A 21,777-nucleotide genomic window follows, 5' to 3' on the forward strand; every position below is an offset into this window, starting at 1 on the left:
CATGGCTGCATCCATTCCGAGCCCGGCCGTCCTCGTCCTCGAGGACGGATCGCGCTACCGCGGCCGCGCTTACGGCGCCGAGGGCCGCACTGTCGGCGAGGCCGTCTTCTCCACCGGCATGACCGGCTACCAGGAGACGCTGACCGACCCGAGCTACGCCGGCCAGATCGTCCTGCAGACGGCTCCGCACATCGGCAACACCGGCATGAACGACGAGGACATGGAGTCCTCCAAGATCTGGGTCGCCGGCTACATCGTGCGCGACCCCAGCCGCGTGGTGTCGAACTTCCGCTCGGAGCGCAGCCTCGACGACGACCTCGTCGCGTCGGGCGTCGTCGGCATCAGCGGCATCGACACGCGCGCCGTCACCAGGCACCTACGGTCCGCCGGGGCCATGCGCGCCGGCATCTTCTCGGGGGCGGATGCCGCCCTCAGCGACGGCGAGCAGCTCGAACTGGTGCGAAGCGGCGTCGAGATGGCCGGCCAGAACCTGTCCGGCGCCGTCTCGACGCAGGAGCGCTACGAGGTTCCGGCCACGGGGGAGCGCATCGGCTCAGTGGCCGTGCTCGACCTCGGCGTCAAGACCTCCACGCTCAACTTCCTCGCGGAGCGCGGCTTCGACGTGATCGTGCTGCCCCAGACCGTGACGGCCGAGGAGATCCTGGAGCTCGAGCCGAGCGCGCTGTTCTTCTCGAACGGCCCGGGCGACCCCGGGGCATCCGACCACCATGTCGAGCTGCTCCGCACGGTGCTGCGCGCCGACGTGCCCTACTTCGGCATCTGCTTCGGCAACCAGCTGCTCGGCCGCGCCCTCGGCTTCGGCACGTACAAGCTGCCGTTCGGCCACCGCGGCATCAACCAGCCCGTGATCGACGTCTCGACGGGTCGCGTCGAGATCACCGCGCACAACCACGGCTTCGCCGTCGACGCGCCGCTGCACGAGGTGAGCGACTCCGCCGAGGGCTTCGGCCGGGTCGAGGTCAGCCACTACGACCTCAACGACAACGTGGTCGAGGGACTCAACTGCCTCGACATCCCCGCGTTCAGCGTGCAGTACCACCCCGAGTCCGCGGCAGGCCCGCACGACGCCAACTACCTGTTCGACAGGTTCCGCGACATGGTGCTCGCGAGGACCTCGGCGAGCGAGGCGACCGAAGCACCTGAAGCACCCGACGCATCCGAGAACGACGCAACCGATGGAGACCAGAACTGATGCCCAAGCGTGAAGACATCACCAGCGTCCTCGTCATCGGCTCCGGCCCGATCGTCATCGGCCAGGCCTGCGAGTTCGACTACTCCGGCACCCAGGCCTGCCGCGTGCTGCGCGAGGAGGGCGTTCGCGTCATCCTCGTGAACTCCAACCCGGCCACCATCATGACCGACCCCGACTTCGCCGACGCGACCTACGTCGAGCCGATCACCTGGGAGGTCATCGAGACCATCATCGCCAAGGAGAAGCCGGACGCGATCCTGCCGACCCTGGGCGGTCAGACCGCTCTGAACGCGGCCATCCAGCTGCACGAGAACGGCATCCTGGAGAAGTACGACGTCGAGCTCATCGGCGCCAGCTTCGAGGCCATCAACAAGGGCGAGGACCGCCAGATCTTCAAGGAGCTCGTGATCGAAGCCGGGGCGGACGTGGCGCGCAGCCACATCGCCACGACCCTCGACGAGGCGAAAGAGTTCGCCCTCGACCTCGGCTACCCGCTCGTGGTGCGCCCCTCGTTCACGATGGGCGGCCTCGGCTCGGGCTTCGCCTACGACGAGGCCGACCTGGTGCGCATCGCCGGCCAGGGCATCCACGACTCGCCCACGCACGAGGTGCTCCTCGAGGAGTCGATCCTCGGCTGGAAGGAGTACGAGCTCGAGCTCATGCGCGACACGGCCGACAACACCGTCGTCGTCTGCTCGATCGAGAACGTCGACCCCGTCGGCGTGCACACCGGCGACTCGATCACCGTCGCGCCGGCGCTCACCCTCACCGACCGCGAGTACCAGAAGCTGCGCGACATCGGCATCGACATCATCCGCGCCGTGGGCGTCGACACGGGCGGCTGCAACATCCAGTTCGCCATCGACCCGGCCGACGGCCGCATCATCGTCATCGAGATGAACCCGCGCGTCTCGCGCTCCTCGGCGCTGGCATCGAAGGCGACGGGCTTCCCGATCGCCAAGATCGCGGCCAAGCTCGCCATCGGCTACAGGCTCGACGAGATCCCGAACGACATCACCCGCGTCACCCCGGCGAGCTTCGAGCCCACGCTCGACTACGTCGTCGTCAAGGTCCCGCGGTTCGCGTTCGAGAAGTTCCCGGCCGCCGACCCCACTCTCACGACCACCATGAAGAGCGTCGGAGAGGCCATGGCCATCGGCCGCAACTACGCCTCCGCCCTGCAGAAGGCGCTGCGCTCGCTCGAGAAGAAGGGCTCGTCGTTCCACTGGGGCGAGGAGACCCGCTCGCTCGACGAGCTGCTCGAGATCTCGAAGACGCCGACGGATGGCCGCATCGTGACGGTCCAGCAGGCACTCCGGGCCGGAGCGTCCGTCGAGCAGGTCTTCGACGCCACCAAGATCGACCCGTGGTTCATCGACCAGATCGTGCTCATCAACGAGGTGGCCGACGCCATCGCCGCAGCCGACACCCTCGACTTCGACACCCTGCGCTACGCGAAGGACCACGGCTTCTCGGATGTGCAGATCGGCGAACTGCGCGGCTTCGGCGAGGCCGGAGTGCGCGAGGTGCGTCACACCCTGGGCGTGCGCCCCGTCTTCAAGACCGTGGACACCTGTGCCGGCGAGTTCCCGGCGCTCACGCCGTACCACTACTCGAGCTACGACGAGGAGACCGAGGTGGTCCCGAGCGACCGCCGCAAGGTCGTCATCCTCGGCTCGGGTCCGAACCGCATCGGCCAGGGCGTCGAGTTCGACTACTCCTGCGTGCACGCGTCGTTCGCACTCTCGGCCGCCGGCTTCGAGACGATCATGATCAACTGCAACCCCGAGACCGTGTCGACCGACTACGACACCAGCGACAGGCTGTACTTCGAGCCCCTCACGCTGGAGGACGTGCTCGAGGTCATCCACGCCGAGTCGCAGTCCGGCGAGCTCGTGGGCGTCGTCGTGCAACTCGGCGGCCAGACCGCGCTCGGTCTCGCCAAGGGCCTGAAGGAGGCCGGCATCACCATCCTCGGCACCACGCCCGAGGCGATCGACCTGGCCGAGGAGCGCGGCGAGTTCTCGCGCATCCTCGACGAGGCGAACCTGCTCGCCCCGCGCAACGGCACCGCGTTCGACTTCCAGGGCGCCGTCACCGTCGCAGAGGAGATCGGCTACCCGGTGCTCGTGCGCCCGAGCTACGTGCTCGGCGGCCGCGGCATGGAGATCGTCTACGACAGCTCGTCGCTCGCGGACTACTTCGAGCGCATCGAGGGCCAGGGCATCGTCGGTCCGTCGCATCCGCTTCTCGTCGACCGCTTCCTCGACGACGCCATCGAGATCGACGTCGACGCCCTCTACGACGGCCACGAGCTCTACATCGGCGGCGTCATGGAGCACATCGAGGAGGCCGGCATCCACTCCGGCGACTCCAGCTGCACCCTGCCGCCGGTGACGCTCGGCCGTGGCGTCATCGACCGCGTGCGCGAGGCGACCGAGGCCATCGCACGGGGCATCGGCGTTCGCGGCCTGCTCAACGTGCAGTTCGCGATCGGCGCCGGAGTGCTCTACGTGCTCGAGGCCAACCCGCGGGCGTCGCGCACGGTGCCGTTCGTGGCGAAGGCCCTCGGCATCCCGCTGGCCAAGGCCGCCTCGCTCATCATGGTCGGCCGCACCATCGCCGACCTCAAGGCCGACGGCATGCTGCCCGAGATCGACGGCTCCCGCGTTCCGTTCGACTCGCCCGTCGCCGTGAAGGAGGCCGTGCTCCCGTTCCGGCGCTTCCGCACCAAGGACGGCCAGATCGTCGACTCCGTCCTCGGCCCCGAGATGCGCTCCACCGGCGAGGTGATGGGCATCGACCGCGACTTCCCCCGCGCCTTCGCCAAGAGCCAGCTGGCGGCCTACGGCGGGATGCCGCTCGACGGCACCGTCTTCGTCTCGGTGTCCGACCGCGACAAGCGCGCCATCATCCTCCCGGTGCTGCGCCTGCAGGAGCTCGGCTACAGGATCATCGCGACGGAGGGCACCGCCGAGGTGCTGCGTCGCAACGGCATCGCCGCCGGCGTCGTCGGAAAGTTCAGCGAGAAGGCCGACGTCGAGGCGGACTCCATCGTCGAGCTCATCCACCGTTCCGAGGTGCAGGTCGTCATCAACACCCCGAGCGGCCGTTCGGCGCGTGCTGACGGCTATGAGATCCGAGCGGCGGCCGTCGCCAGCGACATCCCGCTGTTCACGACCATCGCCGAGCTCTCGGCCGCGGTCGGCTCGCTCGAGGCCGTGCGTGGCGGCTTCGAGGTCACCTCGCTGCAGGAGTACGCGCTCCAGCGGGCGGCGGCGATCGCATGAGCGTGACCCCGTTCGGTGACAGGCTCGGAGCGGCGTTCGACCGCTTCGGACACCTGTGCGTCGGGATCGACCCCCACGCCTGGCTGCTCGACCGCTGGGGCCTGGAGGACAATGCCATCGGCGCCCGCGAGTTCGGACTCCGGGTGATCGGCGCCGCCCACGGGCGGGCGGGCATCGTCAAGCCGCAGGTCTCGTTCTTCGAGCGGCACGGGTCGGCCGGGTTCGCCGCACTCGAGCGGGTGCTGGCAGAAGCCCGCTCGGCCGGGATCCTCACCATCGCCGACGCGAAGCGCGGCGACATCGGCTCGACGATGGAGGCGTACGCCGAGGCCTGGCTGCGGCCGGGTTCCCCCCTCGAGGCCGACGCCGTCACGGCGAGCCCGTACCTGGGCGTCGGGTCGCTCGCCTCGAGCCTCGATTACGCGGCAGCGCGCGGCAAGGGCGTCTTCGTGCTGGCCGCGACGTCGAACCCCGAAGCCGCTCGGGTGCAGGATGCGCGGGTCACGGCCACGGGCGCGACCGTCGCGGGTGATGTCATCGATGCGCTGACCGGATGGAACGCCCAACAGGGCGGCTCGCGATTCGGCTCGGCCGGCGTCGTGATCGGCGCGACCGTCGCCCTGGCCGACTTCGGAATCGATATCGGCGCCGAGCAGCCGACGGCCACCCTGCCCGTGCTCGCGCCGGGATTCGGACACCAGGGAGCAGACCCGCGAGACACCCGGAGGATCTTCGGGAATCTCACTCCGGGTGTGATCGTGTCGGAATCACGCACCATACTGGAGGCGGGACCCGAGGGCGTCGCGGACGCGATCGCCCGTCGCTCCGAGGAAGTGGAGTCGCATCGTGGCTGAATACGGCACGCCCCCCGAGGTCGATCGCGTCGCTGCATCCCGTGCCGCCGTCGCTGCTCGACGGGCACGTGCCGCGGTCAAGGCGGCCATCTCCGCCGGTGAGCGCAATCCGCTCGACGTGCTGCGCGTCGCTGGAGAGGATCCGGCGAGCGTCGAGGGCGGCATCCGCGTCACCGAGTACCTCACCAGCATTCCGTCCATCGGCGTCACCAAGATGCACCGCTTCATGGACGAGCTCGGCATCTCGCCGGCGAAGCGCCTCGGCGGCCTCGGTCGCCACCAGCGCCGCCGGTTGCGCGGCTTCCTGACAGACAGGCTGGCCGCCCAGACCGGGCGCCACAATCGTCTCGTCGTGCTGGCCGGGCCTACGGCCGTCGGCAAGGGCACCGTCGCCGGCCACATCCGCACGCACTACCCCGACGTCCTGCTCTCGGTGTCGGCGACGACCCGAGCACCTCGCCCCGGCGAGACTGAGGGTGTCAGCTACTACTTCGTCGACGACGCCGAGTTCGATCGCCTCATCGAGGCGGGGGAGCTTCTCGAGTGGGCGACGGTGCACAACGCACACCGCTACGGCACGCCCCGCGGCCCCGTCGAGGAAGCTCTCGCCTCCGGGCGCAGCGTGCTGCTCGAGATCGACATCCAGGGAGCCCGCAAGGTGCGCCGGGCCATGCCCGAGGCGTCGCTCGTCTTCCTGCTCCCGCCGTCGTGGGAGGAACTGGTGCGCCGCCTCATCGGACGGGCGACCGAAGACGGCCCGGAACAGCAGCGCAGACTCGAGACCGCGAAGGTCGAACTGGCGGCCATCGACGAGTTCGATTTCGAGGTCGTGAACACCGACGTGAGCACCGCCGCTCAAGAGGTCGTAGACTTGATGCAGACTCGCAAGCCGAAGCGCTGACCCGTTCGTCGCTTGCCCATCTTTTTCACGCGTTCATCCGACGCCTTCGGAACGCAACGCACGATCGCACTGAGGAGTGTTCTCACATGGCTGACAAGCTGACCGGAATCATCGACCCGCCCATCGACGAGCTGCTGTCGAAGGTGGACTCCAAGTACGCCCTCGTCATCTTCGCATCCAAGCGCGCACGCCAGATCAACGACTACTACGCCGACCTGCACGACGGCAGCCTGTTCGACAACGTCGGACCCCTCGTCGACTCGTCCATCGAGGACAAGCCGCTCTCCGTCGCCATGCGCGAGATCAACGAGGACAAGCTCCAGCTCAGCCCGATCGTCGAGTAGCACCAGCTCACAGCACAGCACTCGACACCGTGGCGCTCAACGTCGTCGTCGGCATCACCGGCGGCATCGCGGCCTACAAGGCCGTCAACGTCGTGCGCTCGCTCGTGCTCGTCGGCCATGACGTCCATGTCGTGGCCACCGACGCCGCCCTGCGCTTCGTCGGGCGGCCCACGCTCGAGGCCATCTCGCGCAACCCGGTGCATTCCGAGTTGTACGAGGGGGTCGCCGAGGTGCGCCACGTGGCGATCGGCCAGGCGGCAGATCTCATCGTGATCGCCCCCGCGACGGCCAACACCATCGCCAAGCTCGCGGCCGGCATCGCCGACGACCTGCTCGGCAACACCGTGCTCGCCAGCACGGCCCCTCTCGTCATAGCCCCGGCCATGCACACCGAGATGTGGCAGAACCCGGCGACGGTCGCGAACATCGCGACCCTGCGCAGCCGTGGCGTCTCCGTCGTCGGCCCGGCCGTCGGCCAGCTGACGGGCCGCGACTCCGGCCCGGGCAGGCTCGAGGAGCCCGAGACCATCGTGGCCGCCGCCCTTGCCGTGTATGCCGAGCACGCGGCCAGGCTCGCGGCATCCGGTGACCTCTCCGGTCGTCGTGTCGTCGTCACGGCCGGCGGAACCCGCGAACCGCTCGACCCCGTGCGTTTCCTCGGCAACCGCTCGAGCGGGCGCCAGGGCGTCGCCATCGCGGCGGCGGCCCGCGCTCGGGGAGCTGACGTCACCCTCATCGCGGCCCACCTCGAGGTCTCTCCTCCCGAGGGCGTCACTCTCGTCGAGGCATCCACCGCCCGCGAGTTGCAGCAGGCCGTGACGGATGCCGCGGCCGACGCCGACATCCTCGTGATGGCAGCGGCCGTGGCCGACTACCGACCCGCTGTCGTCGTCGACTCCAAGATCAAGAAGGAGTCGCAGGGAGACACGCTCGAGCTCTCCCTCGTGAAGAACCCCGACATCCTGGCCGAACTGGGTGCTGCCCGGCGTGCAGGGGAGTACCCGGGGCTGCGCCTCGTCGGCTTCGCCGCCGAGACCGAACCCGACCCCGCCGCGCTGCTCGAGCTGGGTCGCGCGAAGATCGCCCGCAAGGGGGCCGACCTCCTCGTCGTGAACCGCGTCGGCTGGACCGAGGGCTTCGCCACAGACGGCAACTCCGTCGTTGTGCTCGATGGGGCCGGCGATATAGTGAGCGAGGCCGCCGGCAGCAAGATGTCGGTGGCCGACCGTATTCTCGACGCCATCGTCGCACTCGACTGAGCAGCGGCGGCGGCGTCGAAACCCGATGCGGTCGCCGATCCATGACGCTCGTCACACTAGAAACGGGGCACCATGAGCGATCTCCGCCTGTTCACATCCGAATCCGTCACCGAAGGACACCCCGACAAGATCTGCGACCAGGTCTCGGACTCCATCCTCGACGCTCTCCTCACGGTCGACCCGCATGCTCGCGTCGCCGTCGAGACCCTCGTCACGACGGGGCTCGTGCACGTCGCGGGTGAGGTGACGACCTCGGGCTACGTCGAGATCCCCGCCATCGTGCGCGACCGCATCACCTCCATCGGCTACACGTCTTCCGACGTCTGGTTCGACGGCCGCTCCTGCGGAGTCTCGATCTCGATCGGTGCACAGTCGCCCGACATCGCCCAGGGCGTCGACGACGCCTTCGAATCGCGCGAACAGGCCAGCGGAGACGCCCTCGACCAGCAGGGCGCCGGGGACCAGGGCATCATGTTCGGCTACGCCACGACCGAGACCCCGCAGCTCATGCCCGTTCCCATCTGGATCGCGCACAGGCTCTCCGAGCGGCTCGCCGCCGTGCGCAAGGAGGGGCTCGTCGACTACCTGCGCCCGGATGGAAAGACCCAGGTCACCGTCGGCTACGACGGCTCCGTGCCGCGCACCATCGACACCGTCGTGCTCTCGACCCAGCACTCCCCGAAGGTCTCGACCGAAGACCTCCGCCGCGAGGTCGAGGAGCTCGTCATCCGTCCGGTCCTCGACTCCGTCGAGCTGACCAGCGCCGACCTGAAGGTGCTCATCAACCCGACGGGCCGCTTCGAGATCGGCGGCCCCCAGGGCGACGCCGGCCTCACCGGCCGCAAGATCATCATCGACACCTACGGCGGCGCGAGCCGGCACGGCGGGGGAGCCTTCAGTGGCAAGGACCCGTCGAAGGTCGACCGCTCGGCCGCCTACGCCATGCGCTGGGTGGCCAAGAACGCCGTCGCGGCCGGGCTCGCAGACAGGGTCGAGGTGCAGGTGGCCTACGCCATCGGCAAGGCGGCGCCCGTGGGACTCTACGTCGAGACCTTCGGAACCGGGCACCTGCCCGACGACGTGATCAGCGCCGCCATCCGCGAGGTGTTCGACCTGCGTCCCGCCGCCATCATCCGCGACCTCGACCTGCTGCGGCCCATCTACGCCCAGACGGCGACCTACGGCCACTTCGGCCGTGAGCTGCCCGACTTCACCTGGGAGCGACTCGACCGCGTGGACGACCTCCGCAGCGCAGCCGGGCTGTAGTGCCGGTGCCGGGACTCATCGCCCGGGTGCTCATCGATTCCCCGCTTCCGCAACTCGATCACCCCTTCGACTACAGCGTTCCCGACGACCTCGTCGACGACATCGGCGTGGGAGTGAGGGTGAAGGTGCCGTTCCGCTCGGCGACGAGGCTCACGAGCGGGTACGTCATCGGCCTCGTCGATGCCGACGACGCGGAGTTCGGCGGCAAGCTCAGCGCCCTCGACTCCGTGGTGTCGTCGGCTCCGGTGCTCGACCCGGCGGTCTGGACCCTCGCCCGCCGGGTCGCCGACCGCTCCGGCGGCACGGCGAGCGACATCGTGCGTCTCGCTGTGCCGCCGCGGCAGGTGCGGGTCGAGAAGAAATGGCTGGCACGGCGGGCGGATGCCGCTGCAGCCGAGGCCACCGAGGTCGCCGAGGCCGCGGAGGCCACGGAGGCGGATACCGTGGCACCCGCCGCCGAGCCCACGGTCGAGGCCGTCGCCATCACCGGCTACCCCGCCGCCCTCGCCAACGCCGTGTCGGTCGGCGAGCGCATCGCCCTCCGGGCGATTCCCCGGCTGGTGGAGCTGCCGGGCGGAGCCTGGGTCGGGCACTGGGCCATCACCCTCGCGGAACTCGCCGTCACCATGCTCGCGTCGGGCCGGAGCAGCATCCTCGCCGTTCCCGACTACCGCGACCAGGCCCAGCTCGAAGCGGCGCTGGCCGCGGCCCTGCCGGCGGAGGCCGTCGTGCGCCTCGACGCCAGGCAGCCCGATGCCGAGCGCTACGCGGCCTTCCTGCGCTGCCTCGAGCCCGCGCCCGTGGTCGTCGTCGGCAACCGCGCTTCGATCTACGCTCCCGCCGCCGCCCTCGGACTCATCGTGGTCTGGGACGACGGCGATCCGCTGTACGCCGAGCAGCTGGCGCCCTACGTGCACACCCGCGACGCCGCCCTCGTGCGGCAGGAGCAGCTGGGCTGCGCGCTCGTGCTCGCCGGCAACGCCCGCAGCGTCGAGGCGGAGCGGCTCATCGAGATCGGCTGGATGCGCGCCGTCGACCCCGAGCGCGCCCCGCGACCCCGGGTCATCCCCACCGGACGCCAGTCCAGCGAGGATCCCGTCGCCCAGGCGGCCCGCATCCCGTCGACGGCGTGGCGCGAGGCCCGCACGGCGCTCGAGACCGGCCCCGTGCTGGTCCAGGTGGCCAGCCCCGGCTACTCCCCGTGGATCGCCTGCGCCACCTGCCGCGAACCCGCCCGCTGCACCCGCTGCGGCGGACCCCTCGGCGTCTCGAAGCCCGGAGCCATCCCCGCCTGCAGGCTGTGCGGCGCCGTCGCTGCCGACTGGAGCTGCTCGAACTGCCAGGGTCGCACCTTCCGCAGCATCGGCGCAGGGTCCGGACGCACGGCAGACGAGCTCGGTCGGGCCTTCCCCGGCGCCCTCATCGTGCTCTCCGACGGCGACCACGAAGTTCTCACGGTCGGCGAGAAGCCCGCCCTCGTCATCGCCACGCGCGGCGCCGAACCGATCGCGGCAGGCGGCTACCACGCGGTCCTGCTTCTCGATGGCGAACGGATGCTGGCCCGCGAGTCCCTCCGGGTCGGCGAGGACTGCCTGCGCTGGTGGTCGAACGCCGCCGCCCTCGCCGCGCCCGGCGCCCCCGTCCTCCTGGCCGGCGCCACGGGCCCCGTGTCCGACGCCCTGGCGTCGTGGCGCCAGGACTCCTTCGCCGCAGCCGAACTCGCAGACAGGCGAGCGCTGCGGTTCCCGCCAGCGGTGCGAGCGGCATCCGTCACCGGCTCGGCCGCCGGCGTGGCGGAGGCCCTCGCAGCGATCGAACCCATCGAGGCCGCGGAGGTTCTCGGACCCGTTCCCGTCGCCGACGGCCAGGTGCGCGCCATCGTGCGATTCGACTATGCGGCGGGTGCCGCCGTGGCGGGGGAGTTGCGGGCGGTCGTGGTGCGCATCGCCAGCCGCACCCGCTCCGGACGGGACAAGCGCCGGGTCGCGCCTACACTCAGAATCAGATTCGACGACCCGGAGATCCTGTAACGCCATGAAAATCCTCTTCGCCGGGACCCCCGAGGTCGCGGTGCCCTCACTCCGTGCCCTGCACGCCGCCGGGCACACCATCGCGGCCGTCGTGACCCGCGCAGACGCACCCGTCGGGCGCAAGCGCGTGCTCACGCCGTCTCCCGTCGCTGCCGCCGCCGAGGAGCTCGGGCTCAGCGTCGTGAAGGCCAACCGCCTCGACGCCACGGTCACCGAGCAGCTGCTCTCCTTCGGCGCAGAGCTCGGCGTCGTCGTCGCCTACGGAGGGCTCGTGCGCGAGCCGCTGCTCTCGACTCCCCGGCTCGGCTGGGTCAACCTGCACTTCTCGCTGCTGCCGCGCTGGCGCGGAGCGGCCCCCGTGCAGCGTGCCATCGCCGCGGGCGACGCCGTCACGGGCGCCGACGTCTTCCAGCTCGTCCCGGCGCTCGACGCCGGAGACGTCTTCGGCCGCATCGAGCGCCCTGTGGCGGCCGACGACACCGCCGGCAGCATGCTCGACGCCCTGAGCGTCGACGGAGCCTCGCTGCTCGTCGATGTCGTGGCGCAGCTCGAGGCGGGAACCGCCGTGGCCGTTCCGCAGACGGGCGAGGTCACCCTCGCCCCCAAGCTCACGATCGACGACGCCCGCATCGACTGGACGCTTCCCCTCGCGAGCATCGACAGCCGCATCCGGGGCATGACGCCGGAACCGGGCGCCTTCACCGAGATCGACGGAGCGCGCTTCAAGGTGCTCGAGGCTCGTCCGGCTCCGGATGCCGCCCCGCTGGCTCCCGGCACCATCAGCAGCGTCGATGGCCGTGTGCTCGCCGGCACAGCCGACGCCCCACTCGAACTCCGCCGGGTGCAACCATCCGGCAAGACCCCCATGTCCGCCGCCGACTGGTGGCGTGGCGCCGGAACAGACGAGGTGATCGCCGGATGAGCCCCCGCACCGAGACCAGCCGCATCCAGCCGGCACGACGAGTCGCATACGACGTGATCTCGGCCGTCAGCACGAGCGACGCCTACGCCAATCTGCTGCTGCCCGTGCGCATCGATCGCGCCAAGCTCTCCACCGGCGACGCAGCTCTGGCCACCGAACTCACCTACGGAACGCTCCGCATGCGCGGCTTCTACGACAGGGTGATCTCGCTCACGGCGGGCCGCCCGGTCGAGAAGATCGACGGCCCGGTTCTCGACGCCCTGCGTCTCGGCGCGCACCAGCTCCTCTCCATGCGCACGGCCGACCATGCCGCTGTCAACGAATCGGTGGAGCTCGCCCGCGAGTACGGCTCGCGTTCGGCCTCGGGATTCGCCAACGGCGTGCTGCGCACGATCTCGCGCTCCACCCTCGAGGAATGGCGCGAAGCGGTCGTCGGCGAGGAGTCCGACCCCGACGAGAAGCTGGCCCTGCTGTACTCGCACCCGGCCTGGATCGTGCGGGCGCTCCGCCAGGGCCTCGACGCCGAGGGGCGAGCCGATGAGCTCGAGGCGCTGCTCGCCGCGGACAACGCGGCACCCCGGGTGAACCTCGTGGCACTGCCGCACCTGGTCGACTCCGAGATCGCCGCGTCACTCGGAGAGGCCAACCGCTACTCGCCGGTCGGTCACGACCTCGGCGGAGGCGACCCGACGGCCATCACGAAGCGCTCGCACGGTACTGTGCGCGTGCAGGACGAGGGCTCCCAGCTCGCAGCGCTGGCCCTCAGCCGCGTGCGTCCGGTCGAGGCAGGGGAGCGCTGGCTCGACCTCTGCGCCGGTCCGGGAGGCAAGGCGGCGCTTCTCGCGGCCGAGGCGCTGGCAGGCGGAGCCGAACTGCTCGCGAACGAGCTGGTGCCAGCCCGCGCCGAGCTCGTGCGCTCGGCGCTCTCTGCAGTCTCGAGCGACATCGAGGTGGCCGAGTTCGACGGCACCGAGGTGGGGGAGATGCATCCTGCAGCCTTCGACCGCATCATGCTCGACGCCCCGTGCACCGGACTCGGCGCCCTCCGGCGCCGCCCCGAGGCGCGGTGGCGCAAGTCGCCGCGCGACGTCGCCGAGCTGAGCTCGCTGCAGGCGAGGCTGTTCGACGCCGCAGTCGTCGCGCTGAAGCCCGGCGGAGTGCTCGCCTACGTCACCTGCTCGCCGCACACCGGCGAGACCCTGGGCGCCGTCCGCGCCGTGGCCTCACGCTGGGGTGACGACCTGGAGCCTCTCGACACCAGGGCCGTTCTCGCCGACGTCGTGGAGCACCCGCTCGACCTCGCCGGCGATCCGCACACAGTGCAGCTCTGGCCGCACCGCCACGGCACCGACGCCATGTTCATCGCGCTGTTCCGGCGCACCTAGCCAGATCGGACCCCATGCCCGCCAGGATCAATCCGAGCATCCTCTCCGCCGACTTCGCCAACCTCGAGAGCGAACTCGGCCGCATCCGGGGTGCCGACGCCGTGCACGTCGACATCATGGACAATCACTTCGTGCCGAACCTCACCTTCGGCCTCCAGATGGCCACGCGGCTGCAGCAGGTCTCTCCGCTGCCGCTCGACGTGCATCTCATGATCGATGACCCCGATCGCTGGGCTCCGGGCTACGCGGAGGCCGGGGCGTTCTCGGTCACCTTCCACGCCGAGGCGGCACAGGAGCCCATCGCCCTCGCCCGTGCCCTGCGTGAGCGCGGCGCCCGCGCCGGTCTCGCCCTCAAGCCGGGCACGCCCGTCGAGCCCTACCTGGAGATGCTCGACGAGTTCGACCAGATCCTGGTGATGACGGTGGAGCCCGGATTCGGCGGCCAGAGCTTCATGCCGTCGACAATGCCCAAGCTGACCCGGCTCGCGGATGCCGTCCGGAGAACCGGCGCCGACGTCTGGCTGCAGGTCGACGGCGGCATCACGGCGGAGACGATCCTGGTCGCCGCCGAGGCCGGGGCCGACACCTTCGTGGCGGGCTCCGCCGTGTTCAACGCCGACGTACCCGACGATGCCATCGCCGGACTTCGCGCCGCTGCGGCGTCACACGTCCACGGTCACTAGTACCGTTGATGCTGTGAAGACATTCGACGAACTGTTCGCCGAGCTCTCCGAGAAGGCGAAGACACGCCCCGAGGGCTCCGGCACCGTGCGCGAGCTCGACGCCGGCGTGCACGCGATCGGCAAGAAGATCGTCGAGGAGGCGGCCGAGGTCTGGATGGCGGCCGAGTACCAGTCCGACGAGGAGACCTCCGAGGAGATTTCGCAGCTCGTCTACCACCTCCAGGTGCTCATGGTCGCGAAGGGTCTGACCCCGGCCGACGTGTACCGACATCTGTGAACGAGAGTTCGCCAGTTGTCCAGCCACGTTTCGCCTGACCCATCGGAAGACCCCATCACCATGCTGAGAATCGCAGTGCCCAACAAGGGCTCGCTGTCGGAGACCGCCGCCGACATGCTCTCGGAGGCCGGCTACGCCGGTCGCCGTGACGCCAAGGAACTCCACATCATCGACGAGCGCAACGGCGTCGAGTTCTTCTACCTGCGCCCGCGCGACATCGCGACCTACGTCGGCTCGGGCGCGCTCGACGTCGGCATCACCGGCCGCGACCTGCTCATCGACTCCGGCTCCGCCGCCACCGAGACGGCCGAGCTCGAGTTCGCCCGCTCCACCTTCCGCTTCGCCGGTCCGGCCGAACGCTTCAGCGACCTCGCCGACCTCGAGGGCGTGCGCATCGCGACGAGCTACCCGATCCTCGTCGGCGAGTTCCTCGAGCGCCACGGCGTCTCGGCCACGCTCGTCACCCTCGACGGAGCAGTGGAATCCGCCGTGCGTCTCGGAGTGGCCGACGCCATCGCTGACGTCGTCGAGACCGGCACGACACTCCGCAAGGCCGGCCTCTCGGTCTTCGGTCCCGTCATCCTCGAGTCGACGGCCGTCCTCATCAGCTCACCCGATGAGAAGCCGGGAACGGCCACGCTGCTGCGCCGCCTCCAGGGAGTGCTCGTCGCCCGTCGCTACGTGCTCATGGACTACGACGTGCCGGCACGCCTGCTCGTGCAGGCCACGGCGCTCGCCCCGGGCTTCGAATCGCCGACGATCTCGCCGTTGCACGACCCCGACTGGGTCGCCGTGCGCGTCATGATCCCGCGGGACGACACGAACAACGTGATGGACGCGCTGTACGAGCTCGGCGCCCGCGCCATCCTCGTCACGACGATCCACGCCGCGCGTCTCTAGGGAGCGAGAGATGTCCCTCTCCGTTCGTGTGATCCCGTGCCTCGACGTGGCCGACGGCCGCGTCGTGAAGGGTGTCAACTTCCTCAACCTGCGCGATGCCGGGGACCCCGTCGAGCTCGCCCGCACGTACTACGAGCAGGGCGCTGACGAGATCACATTCCTCGACGTCACGGCGACGGTCGACGACCGGTCGACCACCTTCGACATCGTCGAGCGCACGGCCGAGCAGGTCTTCATCCCGCTCACCGTCGGCGGTGGCGTGCGCAGTGCCGACGACGTGGCGCGGCTCCTCGCGTGCGGCGCGGACAAGGTCGGCGTCAACAGCGCAGCCATCCGTCGCCCCGAACTGATCGGCGAGATCGCCGACCGCTTCGGAGCCCAGGTGCTCGTGCTCTCGCTCGACGTCAAGCGCAGCCCGTCCACGGCATCAGGGTTCGTCGTGACGACCCACGGCGGTCGAACCGAGACGACCCTCGACGCCCTCGACTGGGCCCGACAGGCCATCGAGCTCGGTGCCGGCGAGCTGCTGGTCAACTCCATCGACGCCGACGGCACCAAGGCGGGCTTCGACCTCGAGCTGGTGCGCGCCATGCGCGCTCTCAGCAGTGTTCCGGTGATCGCCTCGGGCGGTGCCGGTGCCCTGGAGCACTTCGCTCCGGCGATCGAGGCCGGGGCGGATGCCGTACTCGCCGCGAGCGTCTTCCACGACGGACTGCTCACCATCGGCCAGGTCAAGCAGGAACTCGCACGAGAGGGAGCGGTGGTCCGCGCATGAGCACCACAGGACAGGGAGACACAGAGGCCACCGACGTCGACGCCGTCCTGGCGCGCGCCACCTTCGGCGGCGACGGCCTGTTGCCCGCCGTGATCCAGCAGTGGGACACCCGCGAGGTGCTCATGCTCGGGTGGATGGACGCCGAGGCGCTCCGCCGCACCCTCACCGAGGGGCGCGTCACCTTCTGGTCGCGGTCTCGTCAGGAGTACTGGCGCAAGGGCGACACCTCCGGCCACGCCCAGTACGTGCGCGGCGCCGCCCTCGACTGCGACGCGGACACCCTGCTCGTACAGGTCGAGCAGATCGGTGCCGCCTGCCACACCGGGGAGCACAGCTGCTTCGACGTCGATCCGCTGCAGCCGGTGACGGCATCAGCACCCCAGACAGTGAACCAGGACGAGAATCCGGAGGGATCATGACGGTCAGCACCGCCACGACCACCCGTGAGGCGTTCGACGCCCTCACCCCAGACCACCGCGTGATCCCCGTCATCCGGGAGTTGTTCGCCGATGCCGAGTCGCCCGTCGCCATCTACCGCAAGCTCACGGGCGGACGCCCCGGCAGCTTCCTTCTGGAGTCCGCCGAGCAGGGCGGCATCTGGTCGCGCTACTCCTTCGTCGGCGTCAACTCCTTCGGCGTGCTCACCCAGCACGACGACGCCGTGCGCTGGATCAGCGCCACCGAGAGCGCCGACCGCATGCTCGGCGACATCGCCGGCCTCGCCCCGCTCGAGGTGCTCGGCCAGGTCTACACGCGCTGGCAGACGGCCCCGATCGACGGCCACCCTCCTCTCACCGGCGGCCTCGTCGGCTTCATCGGCTGGGAGGCCGTGCGCCAGCTCGAGCACCTGCCGAACCGGCCGCCGGCCGACTACGAGGTGCCCGGACAGGCCTTCGCCTTCGTCGCCGACCTCGTGGTGCTCGACCACCGCTTCGGTACGGCGTCGCTGATCGCGAGCGTGCTGAACGACGGGCAGACGACGACGGATGCCGCCTGGGCCGACGCCCAGTCCCGGCTCGACGCCCTGCAGGCCGCCCTCGCGGCGCCCTCGGAGCCCGCGCTGGCCATCGTCGACCTGTCGACACCGGCCGATCCGACCCACCGCGTACCGCGGGCGGACTACGAGGACGCCGTCGAGAGGTCCAAGCACTACGTGCGGGAGGGCGACGTCTTCCAGGTCGTGATCTCGCAGCGATTCGACCACCCGGCCGAGGCGCATCCGCTCGACGTCTATCGCGTACTCCGCAGCCTCAACCCGAGCCCGTACATGTACCTGCTCAGCCTCGAGGACGTGGCCGGCCAGGCGTACTGGATCGTCGGGTCGTCGCCGGAGTCGCTCGTGAAGGTGCAGGACGGCCGCACCTTCACGCATCCGATCGCCGGGTCCCGCCCCCGAGGCGCGAACCCGGAGGAGGACGCCGACCTCGAGAAGGAGCTGCTCGCCGACGCCAAGGAGCGCGCGGAGCACCTCATGCTCGTCGACCTCGCGCGCAACGACCTCTCCCGGGTCTGCACGGCGGGAACAGTCGAGGTCACGGAGTTCATGCGCGTCGAGCGCTTCAGCCACATCATGCACATCGTCTCCTCGGTCGAGGGCGATCTCGCACCCGGGCGCACGGCCATCGACGCCTTCCGGGCGACCTTCCCGGCCGGCACTCTCTCGGGGGCTCCGAAGCCGCGCGCCCTGGAGATCATCGACGAGCTCGAGCCGGCCCAGCGCGGCGTCTACGGCGGTGTCGTCGGCTACTTCGGCTTCGGGGGAGACGCCGACCTGGCCATCGCCATCCGCACGGCCGTCATCGCGGGCGGCGTCGCCCACGTGCAGGCCGGTGCCGGCCTGGTGGCCGACTCCGACCCGGCGACGGAGTACGAGGAGTCGCGCACCAAGGCCGCGGCGCCCCTGCGAGCTGTCGCCATCGCCAACGCCATGACGCGGGTGTCGCAGTGATCGCGGGTGTCGCAGTGATGAGGACCGCGTAGTGCAGAAGCCCAAGTACAAGGTCATCCTCGTCATCGTCGTGGGGGCCGCGTTGGCTCTGCTCGCGGCGACCCAGCAGTGGTTCACGCTCACGGTGGCGTCGGGTGCCGGCGGCTCGACCGAGCTCGCGGTGAGCGGAGCCGTCGCGGCTCCGGCACTCAGCGCCCTCGCCTTCGCGGCGCTGGCGCTGGCCGCTGCCCTCGCCATCGCCGGACCGTTGATCCGGATCGTGCTCGGCGTGCTCGGAATGCTCCTCGGCGGCAGTGTGATCCTCTCGACGACCCTCGCGCTCGGCGATCCCGTCGCGGCCGGGGCGTCCGTCGTCACGGGGGCGACGGGGGTCTCCGGATCCGACTCCGTGCACGAGCTCGTCAGCTCCGTCGGGGGCAGCGCGTGGCCGGTGCTGGCGCTCGTCGCCGGCATCGTCATCGCCCTCGGAGCGATCGGCGTATTGGTCACGACGCGCCGGTGGCCGGCATCCGCCCGCAAGTACCAGGCGGTGCGGCTCGAGAGCACCGAGGTGAGCGCGAAGGACCGCGCCGTCGACGAATGGGACGAGCTCTCGCGCGGCGACGACCCGACCGCCGAGCCCGACGCCGGCCCGGCCAACCGGTAGACTTCCACAGCACCCCAACCCTCACGAGGAGAACCATGAGTACAGAGACCGCCGAGCTCGGACACGGACATTCGCCGGCCGCCTGGACCGCTGTCATCATCATGCTGGTCGCCTTCACGATCGGCACGATCGCCTTCTTCTTCGAACTCGTCTGGCTCGTCTGGGCCTCGGCCGCGCTCCTCGTCATCGGTGCCATCGTCGGATGGGCCCTGGCCCGTGCCGGCTACGGCGTCGGCGGCTCGAAGACCACGGTGAGAGAACACTGAACCTGCTGACCGCCCTCACGAGCGGATCGATCGAGGACTCCGAGACGCGCCGCAGCGAGCGGCCGTTCGCCGTGGTCGAGCAGGCCGCCCTCGCGCGACCCGCAGCCCTCGACGCGCTGGCCGCCCTCGCCCCCGCTGATGCCGTGCGCATCATCGCGGAGGTCAAGCGAGCGAGCCCGTCGCGCGGCTCCCTCGCCGCCATCGCCGACCCCGCCGCCCTCGCGCTCTCCTACGAGCGCGGCGGAGCCTCGGCCATCAGCGTGCTGACCGAGGAACGTCGCTTCGGCGGCTCCCTCGCCGACCTCGAGGCCGTGCGAGCCGCCGTCCGCATCCCCGTGCTCCGCAAGGACTTCATCGGCACGGCCTACCAGGTCTTCGAGGCCCGCGCGGCCGGAGCCGACCTCGTCCTCCTCATCGTCGCCGCCCTCGACCAGCCCGTCCTCGCCGACCTGCACGCCCTCATCGGCGAGCTGGGCATGACGGCCCTGGTCGAGACGCACAGCGCCGACGAGCTGTCCCGCGCGATCGACATCGGCGCCGGCCTCATCGGCGTCAATGCCCGCGACCTCTCGACCTTCGAGCTCGACCGCGATCTCTTCGGCCGGCTCGCTGCATCCATCCCCGACGGCGTCATCCGCGTCGCCGAATCCGCCGTCAAGACCGTCGACGACGTCGCGCACTACCGTGCCGCCGGAGCCGACGTCGTCCTCGTCGGCGAAGCCCTCGTCACCCATGGCGACCCGGAATCCACGCTCCACGACTTCCTGCAGGTGTGAAAACGATGTCCCTCCGTACTGAAGAAGGCCCATACTTCGGCGATTTCGGCGGACGCTTCGTCCCCGAATCGCTTATCGCCGCCCTCGATGAACTGTCCGAGGCCTACGAGCTGGCCAAGCTCGACCCCGAGTTCACCGCCGAGCTGACCGACCTGCTCGTGAACTACGTCGGCCGCCCGTCGCTCATCACCGAGGTGCCGCGGTTCGCCCAGCACGCCGGCGGTGCCCGCATCATCCTCAAGCGCGAAGACCTGAACCACACGGGCTCGCACAAGATCAACAACGTGCTCGGGCAGGCCCTGCTCACCCGGCGCATCGGCAAGACGCGCGTCATCGCCGAGACCGGTGCCGGCCAGCACGGCGTCGCCACGGCGACGGCGGCCGCCCTGTTCGGCCTCGACTGCGTCGTCTACATGGGCGAGGTCGACACCGAGCGCCAGGCCCTCAACGTGGCCCGCATGCGCCTGCTCGGCGCCGAGGTCATCCCGGTGACGGCCGGATCGCGCACCCTGAAGGACGCGATCAACGAGGCCATGCGCGACTGGGTCACCAACGTGGAGCACACCAACTACATCTTCGGAACCGTGGCCGGACCGCATCCGTTCCCCGCGATGGTGCGCGACTTCCAGAAGATCATCGGCGAGGAGGCCCGCGTCCAGGTGCTGGAGCGCACGGGCGCACTGCCCACCGCCGTCGCGGCCTGCGTCGGCGGCGGATCGAACGCCATCGGCATCTTCCACGCCTTCCTCGACGACACCGATGTGGCCCTCTACGGCTTCGAGGCCGGGGGAGAGGGCGTCGACGGGCCCCGTCACGCCGCCACGATCACCAAGGGCAAGCCCGGCGTGCTGCACGGCGCGCGCAGCTTCATGCTGCAGGACGAGGACGGCCAGACCATCGAGTCGCACTCCATCTCGGCCGGGCTCGACTACCCGGGTGTCGGTCCCGAGCACTCGTGGCTCTCCGACATCGGCCGGGCGCAGTATCGTCCGGTGACGGATGCCGACGCCATGAGCGCGCTCCGACTCCTCAGCCGCACCGAGGGCATCATCCCCGCCATAGAGTCCTCCCACGCCCTCGCCGGTGCCCTCGAACTCGGCAAGGAGCTCGGCCCCGACGCCGTCATCCTCGTCAACCTGTCGGGCCGCGGGGACAAGGACATGGAGACGGCCGGCCGCTACTTCGACCTCATCGACGCCGGAGCCGAGCAGTCATGACCACCAGCACGGTCGCATCCGCCATCCGCACCCGGGTCGACGCCGGCAGCGGCGCCCTGATCGGCTACCTGCCCGTCGGCTTCCCCAGCCTCGGCGCCTCCGTCGATGCCGCCGTCGCGCTCGTCGAGAACGGCGTGGACGTGCTCGAGATGGGCCTGCCGTACTCCGATCCCGTCATGGACGGTCCCGTCATCCAGGCCGCCACCCAGCGCGCCCTGGCCGACGGCTTCCGGCTGCGCGACGGCTTCACGGCCGTCAAGGCGATCACCGAGCAGGTCTCGGCGCCGGTGCTCATCATGACCTACTGGAACCCCGTCGTTCAGTACGGCGTCGACAGGTTCGCCGACGACCTCGCCGCGGCCGGGGGAGCAGGGCTCATCACGCCCGACCTCATCCCCGACGAGGCGGCTCCCTGGCTGAGCGCCTCCGAGCGCGTCGGCCTCGACCGGGTCTTCCTCGCCGCTCCGTCGTCGACGGATGCCCGCCTCCACCAGGCCGTCGAGGCCAGCCGAGGCTTCGTCTACGCCGTCTCCACGATGGGCATCACCGGAGCGCGCTCCGATGTCGACGCCGCGGCGCGCACCCTCGTCGCACGCCTCCGCGATGCCGGAGCCACCAGCACCTGCGTGGGCATCGGGATCTCGACCGCAGCCCAGGTGCGCGAGGTGCTCGAGTACGCCGACGGCGCCATCGTCGGATCCGCGCTCGTCAAGGCCCTCGCCGAGGGCGGCATCGAGGCAGTCGGCGCTCTGGCCGCCGAGCTGTCGAGCGGCACGCGAATCCCGGCATAGCCTGCTGCGGTAAAGTGACCGAGCGACGCGACCC

At 70.3% G+C, this 21,777-nt stretch carries 21 protein-coding genes; all 21 read left to right on the plus strand.

Annotation, left to right across the window (positions count from 1 at the left end):
- Position 1 precedes the first annotated feature (1 nt).
- Positions 2-1,213: a glutamine-hydrolyzing carbamoyl-phosphate synthase small subunit gene (gene carA, locus E4M00_RS05570; protein WP_135119469.1), complete on the plus strand. Its 1,212-nt coding sequence runs from the start codon at positions 2-4 to the stop codon at positions 1,211-1,213.
- Positions 1,213-4,503 carry a carbamoyl-phosphate synthase large subunit gene (gene carB, locus E4M00_RS05575; protein WP_135119470.1) on the plus strand — a complete coding sequence of 1,097 codons (3,291 nt, stop codon included), beginning with the start codon at positions 1,213-1,215 and terminating at the stop codon, positions 4,501-4,503. The genes carA and carB overlap by 1 nt, the downstream gene beginning before the upstream one ends.
- On the plus strand, positions 4,500-5,357 hold the full coding sequence (gene pyrF / locus E4M00_RS05580) for an orotidine-5'-phosphate decarboxylase (RefSeq protein ID WP_135119471.1): 858 nt from the start codon (positions 4,500-4,502) through the stop codon (positions 5,355-5,357). Before carB ends, pyrF begins: the two co-directional genes overlap by 4 nt.
- Complete coding sequence (gene gmk, locus E4M00_RS05585) at positions 5,350-6,258, plus strand: guanylate kinase (protein WP_135119472.1); 909 nt, start codon at positions 5,350-5,352, stop codon at positions 6,256-6,258. The genes pyrF and gmk overlap by 8 nt, the downstream gene beginning before the upstream one ends.
- Positions 6,259-6,344: 86 nt before the next feature.
- The gene (rpoZ, locus tag E4M00_RS05590; RefSeq protein ID WP_055818200.1) at positions 6,345-6,602 is read left to right on the plus strand and encodes a DNA-directed RNA polymerase subunit omega; all 258 of its coding nucleotides are present in this window, start codon (positions 6,345-6,347) and stop codon (positions 6,600-6,602) included.
- A gap of 29 nt (positions 6,603-6,631) precedes the next feature.
- Positions 6,632-7,861, plus strand: coding sequence for a bifunctional phosphopantothenoylcysteine decarboxylase/phosphopantothenate--cysteine ligase CoaBC (gene coaBC, locus E4M00_RS05595; protein ID WP_135119473.1), 1,230 nt, complete (start codon positions 6,632-6,634; stop codon positions 7,859-7,861).
- Between the two features lie 72 nt (positions 7,862-7,933).
- On the plus strand, positions 7,934-9,127 hold the full coding sequence (gene metK / locus E4M00_RS05600) for a methionine adenosyltransferase (RefSeq protein ID WP_135119474.1): 1,194 nt from the start codon (positions 7,934-7,936) through the stop codon (positions 9,125-9,127).
- Complete coding sequence (locus tag E4M00_RS05605; RefSeq protein ID WP_135119475.1) at positions 9,127-11,157, plus strand: primosomal protein N' family DNA-binding protein; 2,031 nt, start codon at positions 9,127-9,129, stop codon at positions 11,155-11,157. The genes metK and E4M00_RS05605 overlap by 1 nt, the downstream gene beginning before the upstream one ends.
- Before the next feature lie 4 nt (positions 11,158-11,161).
- The gene (gene fmt, locus E4M00_RS05610) at positions 11,162-12,079 is read left to right on the plus strand and encodes a methionyl-tRNA formyltransferase (RefSeq protein ID WP_135119476.1); all 918 of its coding nucleotides are present in this window, start codon (positions 11,162-11,164) and stop codon (positions 12,077-12,079) included.
- Complete coding sequence (locus tag E4M00_RS05615) at positions 12,076-13,464, plus strand: RsmB/NOP family class I SAM-dependent RNA methyltransferase (RefSeq protein WP_135119477.1); 1,389 nt, start codon at positions 12,076-12,078, stop codon at positions 13,462-13,464. Before fmt ends, E4M00_RS05615 begins: the two co-directional genes overlap by 4 nt.
- 14 nt (positions 13,465-13,478) lie before the next feature.
- Positions 13,479-14,147, plus strand: a complete 669-nt coding sequence (rpe, locus tag E4M00_RS05620) for a ribulose-phosphate 3-epimerase (protein WP_135119478.1) — start codon at positions 13,479-13,481, stop codon at positions 14,145-14,147.
- Positions 14,148-14,160: 13 nt separating this feature from the next.
- Positions 14,161-14,424, plus strand: a complete 264-nt coding sequence (locus E4M00_RS05625) for a phosphoribosyl-ATP diphosphatase (protein ID WP_135119479.1) — start codon at positions 14,161-14,163, stop codon at positions 14,422-14,424.
- A gap of 60 nt (positions 14,425-14,484) precedes the next feature.
- Positions 14,485-15,324 (plus strand): ATP phosphoribosyltransferase, encoded by an 840-nt coding sequence (hisG, locus tag E4M00_RS05630; protein WP_135119480.1) that lies wholly within the window; start codon positions 14,485-14,487, stop codon positions 15,322-15,324.
- 10 nt (positions 15,325-15,334) lie between these two features.
- A complete protein-coding gene (hisF, locus tag E4M00_RS05635) occupies positions 15,335-16,099 on the plus strand; it encodes an imidazole glycerol phosphate synthase subunit HisF (protein ID WP_135119481.1) in 765 nt (254 codons plus the stop codon).
- On the plus strand, positions 16,096-16,518 hold the full coding sequence (gene hisI, locus E4M00_RS05640) for a phosphoribosyl-AMP cyclohydrolase (RefSeq protein ID WP_135119482.1): 423 nt from the start codon (positions 16,096-16,098) through the stop codon (positions 16,516-16,518). The genes hisF and hisI overlap by 4 nt, the downstream gene beginning before the upstream one ends.
- Positions 16,515-18,047 (plus strand): anthranilate synthase component I, encoded by a 1,533-nt coding sequence (locus E4M00_RS05645; protein WP_135119483.1) that lies wholly within the window; start codon positions 16,515-16,517, stop codon positions 18,045-18,047. Before hisI ends, E4M00_RS05645 begins: the two co-directional genes overlap by 4 nt.
- 31 nt (positions 18,048-18,078) lie before the next feature.
- On the plus strand, positions 18,079-18,693 hold the full coding sequence (locus E4M00_RS05650) for a Trp biosynthesis-associated membrane protein (RefSeq protein ID WP_135119484.1): 615 nt from the start codon (positions 18,079-18,081) through the stop codon (positions 18,691-18,693).
- A 35-nt stretch (positions 18,694-18,728) separates the two neighbouring features.
- Positions 18,729-18,959 (plus strand): DUF6704 family protein, encoded by a 231-nt coding sequence (locus E4M00_RS05655; RefSeq protein WP_135119485.1) that lies wholly within the window; start codon positions 18,729-18,731, stop codon positions 18,957-18,959.
- 2 nt (positions 18,960-18,961) lie between these two features.
- Positions 18,962-19,735 carry an indole-3-glycerol phosphate synthase TrpC gene (trpC, locus tag E4M00_RS05660; protein ID WP_135119962.1) on the plus strand — a complete coding sequence of 258 codons (774 nt, stop codon included), beginning with the start codon at positions 18,962-18,964 and terminating at the stop codon, positions 19,733-19,735.
- A gap of 5 nt (positions 19,736-19,740) precedes the next feature.
- Positions 19,741-20,952, plus strand: a complete 1,212-nt coding sequence (gene trpB / locus E4M00_RS05665; protein ID WP_135119486.1) for a tryptophan synthase subunit beta — start codon at positions 19,741-19,743, stop codon at positions 20,950-20,952.
- Positions 20,949-21,743: a tryptophan synthase subunit alpha gene (trpA, locus tag E4M00_RS05670; RefSeq protein WP_135119487.1), complete on the plus strand. Its 795-nt coding sequence runs from the start codon at positions 20,949-20,951 to the stop codon at positions 21,741-21,743. The genes trpB and trpA overlap by 4 nt, the downstream gene beginning before the upstream one ends.
- Positions 21,744-21,777 lie beyond the last annotated feature (34 nt).

This window comes from Orlajensenia leifsoniae, assembly GCF_004570845.1.
In the GTDB taxonomy this organism is placed as follows: Bacteria; Actinomycetota; Actinomycetes; order Actinomycetales; family Microbacteriaceae; genus Orlajensenia; species Orlajensenia leifsoniae.

Coding starts and splice junctions, on each gene's coding strand:
- hisG (WP_135119480.1), top strand. CDS start 14,485: ATGCTGAGAATCGCAGTGCCCAACAAGGGCTCGCTGTCGGAGACCGCC.
- pyrF (WP_135119471.1), top strand. CDS start 4,500: ATGAGCGTGACCCCGTTCGGTGACAGGCTCGGAGCGGCGTTCGACCGC.
- hisF (WP_135119481.1), top strand. CDS start 15,335: ATGTCCCTCTCCGTTCGTGTGATCCCGTGCCTCGACGTGGCCGACGGC.
- hisI (WP_135119482.1), top strand. CDS start 16,096: ATGAGCACCACAGGACAGGGAGACACAGAGGCCACCGACGTCGACGCC.
- metK (WP_135119474.1), top strand. CDS start 7,934: ATGAGCGATCTCCGCCTGTTCACATCCGAATCCGTCACCGAAGGACAC.
- E4M00_RS05615 (WP_135119477.1), top strand. CDS start 12,076: ATGAGCCCCCGCACCGAGACCAGCCGCATCCAGCCGGCACGACGAGTC.
- rpoZ (WP_055818200.1), top strand. CDS start 6,345: ATGGCTGACAAGCTGACCGGAATCATCGACCCGCCCATCGACGAGCTG.
- rpe (WP_135119478.1), top strand. CDS start 13,479: ATGCCCGCCAGGATCAATCCGAGCATCCTCTCCGCCGACTTCGCCAAC.
- fmt (WP_135119476.1), top strand. CDS start 11,162: ATGAAAATCCTCTTCGCCGGGACCCCCGAGGTCGCGGTGCCCTCACTC.
- carA (WP_135119469.1), top strand. CDS start 2: ATGGCTGCATCCATTCCGAGCCCGGCCGTCCTCGTCCTCGAGGACGGA.
- E4M00_RS05645 (WP_135119483.1), top strand. CDS start 16,515: ATGACGGTCAGCACCGCCACGACCACCCGTGAGGCGTTCGACGCCCTC.
- carB (WP_135119470.1), top strand. CDS start 1,213: ATGCCCAAGCGTGAAGACATCACCAGCGTCCTCGTCATCGGCTCCGGC.
- trpB (WP_135119486.1), top strand. CDS start 19,741: ATGTCCCTCCGTACTGAAGAAGGCCCATACTTCGGCGATTTCGGCGGA.
- trpA (WP_135119487.1), top strand. CDS start 20,949: ATGACCACCAGCACGGTCGCATCCGCCATCCGCACCCGGGTCGACGCC.
- E4M00_RS05655 (WP_135119485.1), top strand. CDS start 18,729: ATGAGTACAGAGACCGCCGAGCTCGGACACGGACATTCGCCGGCCGCC.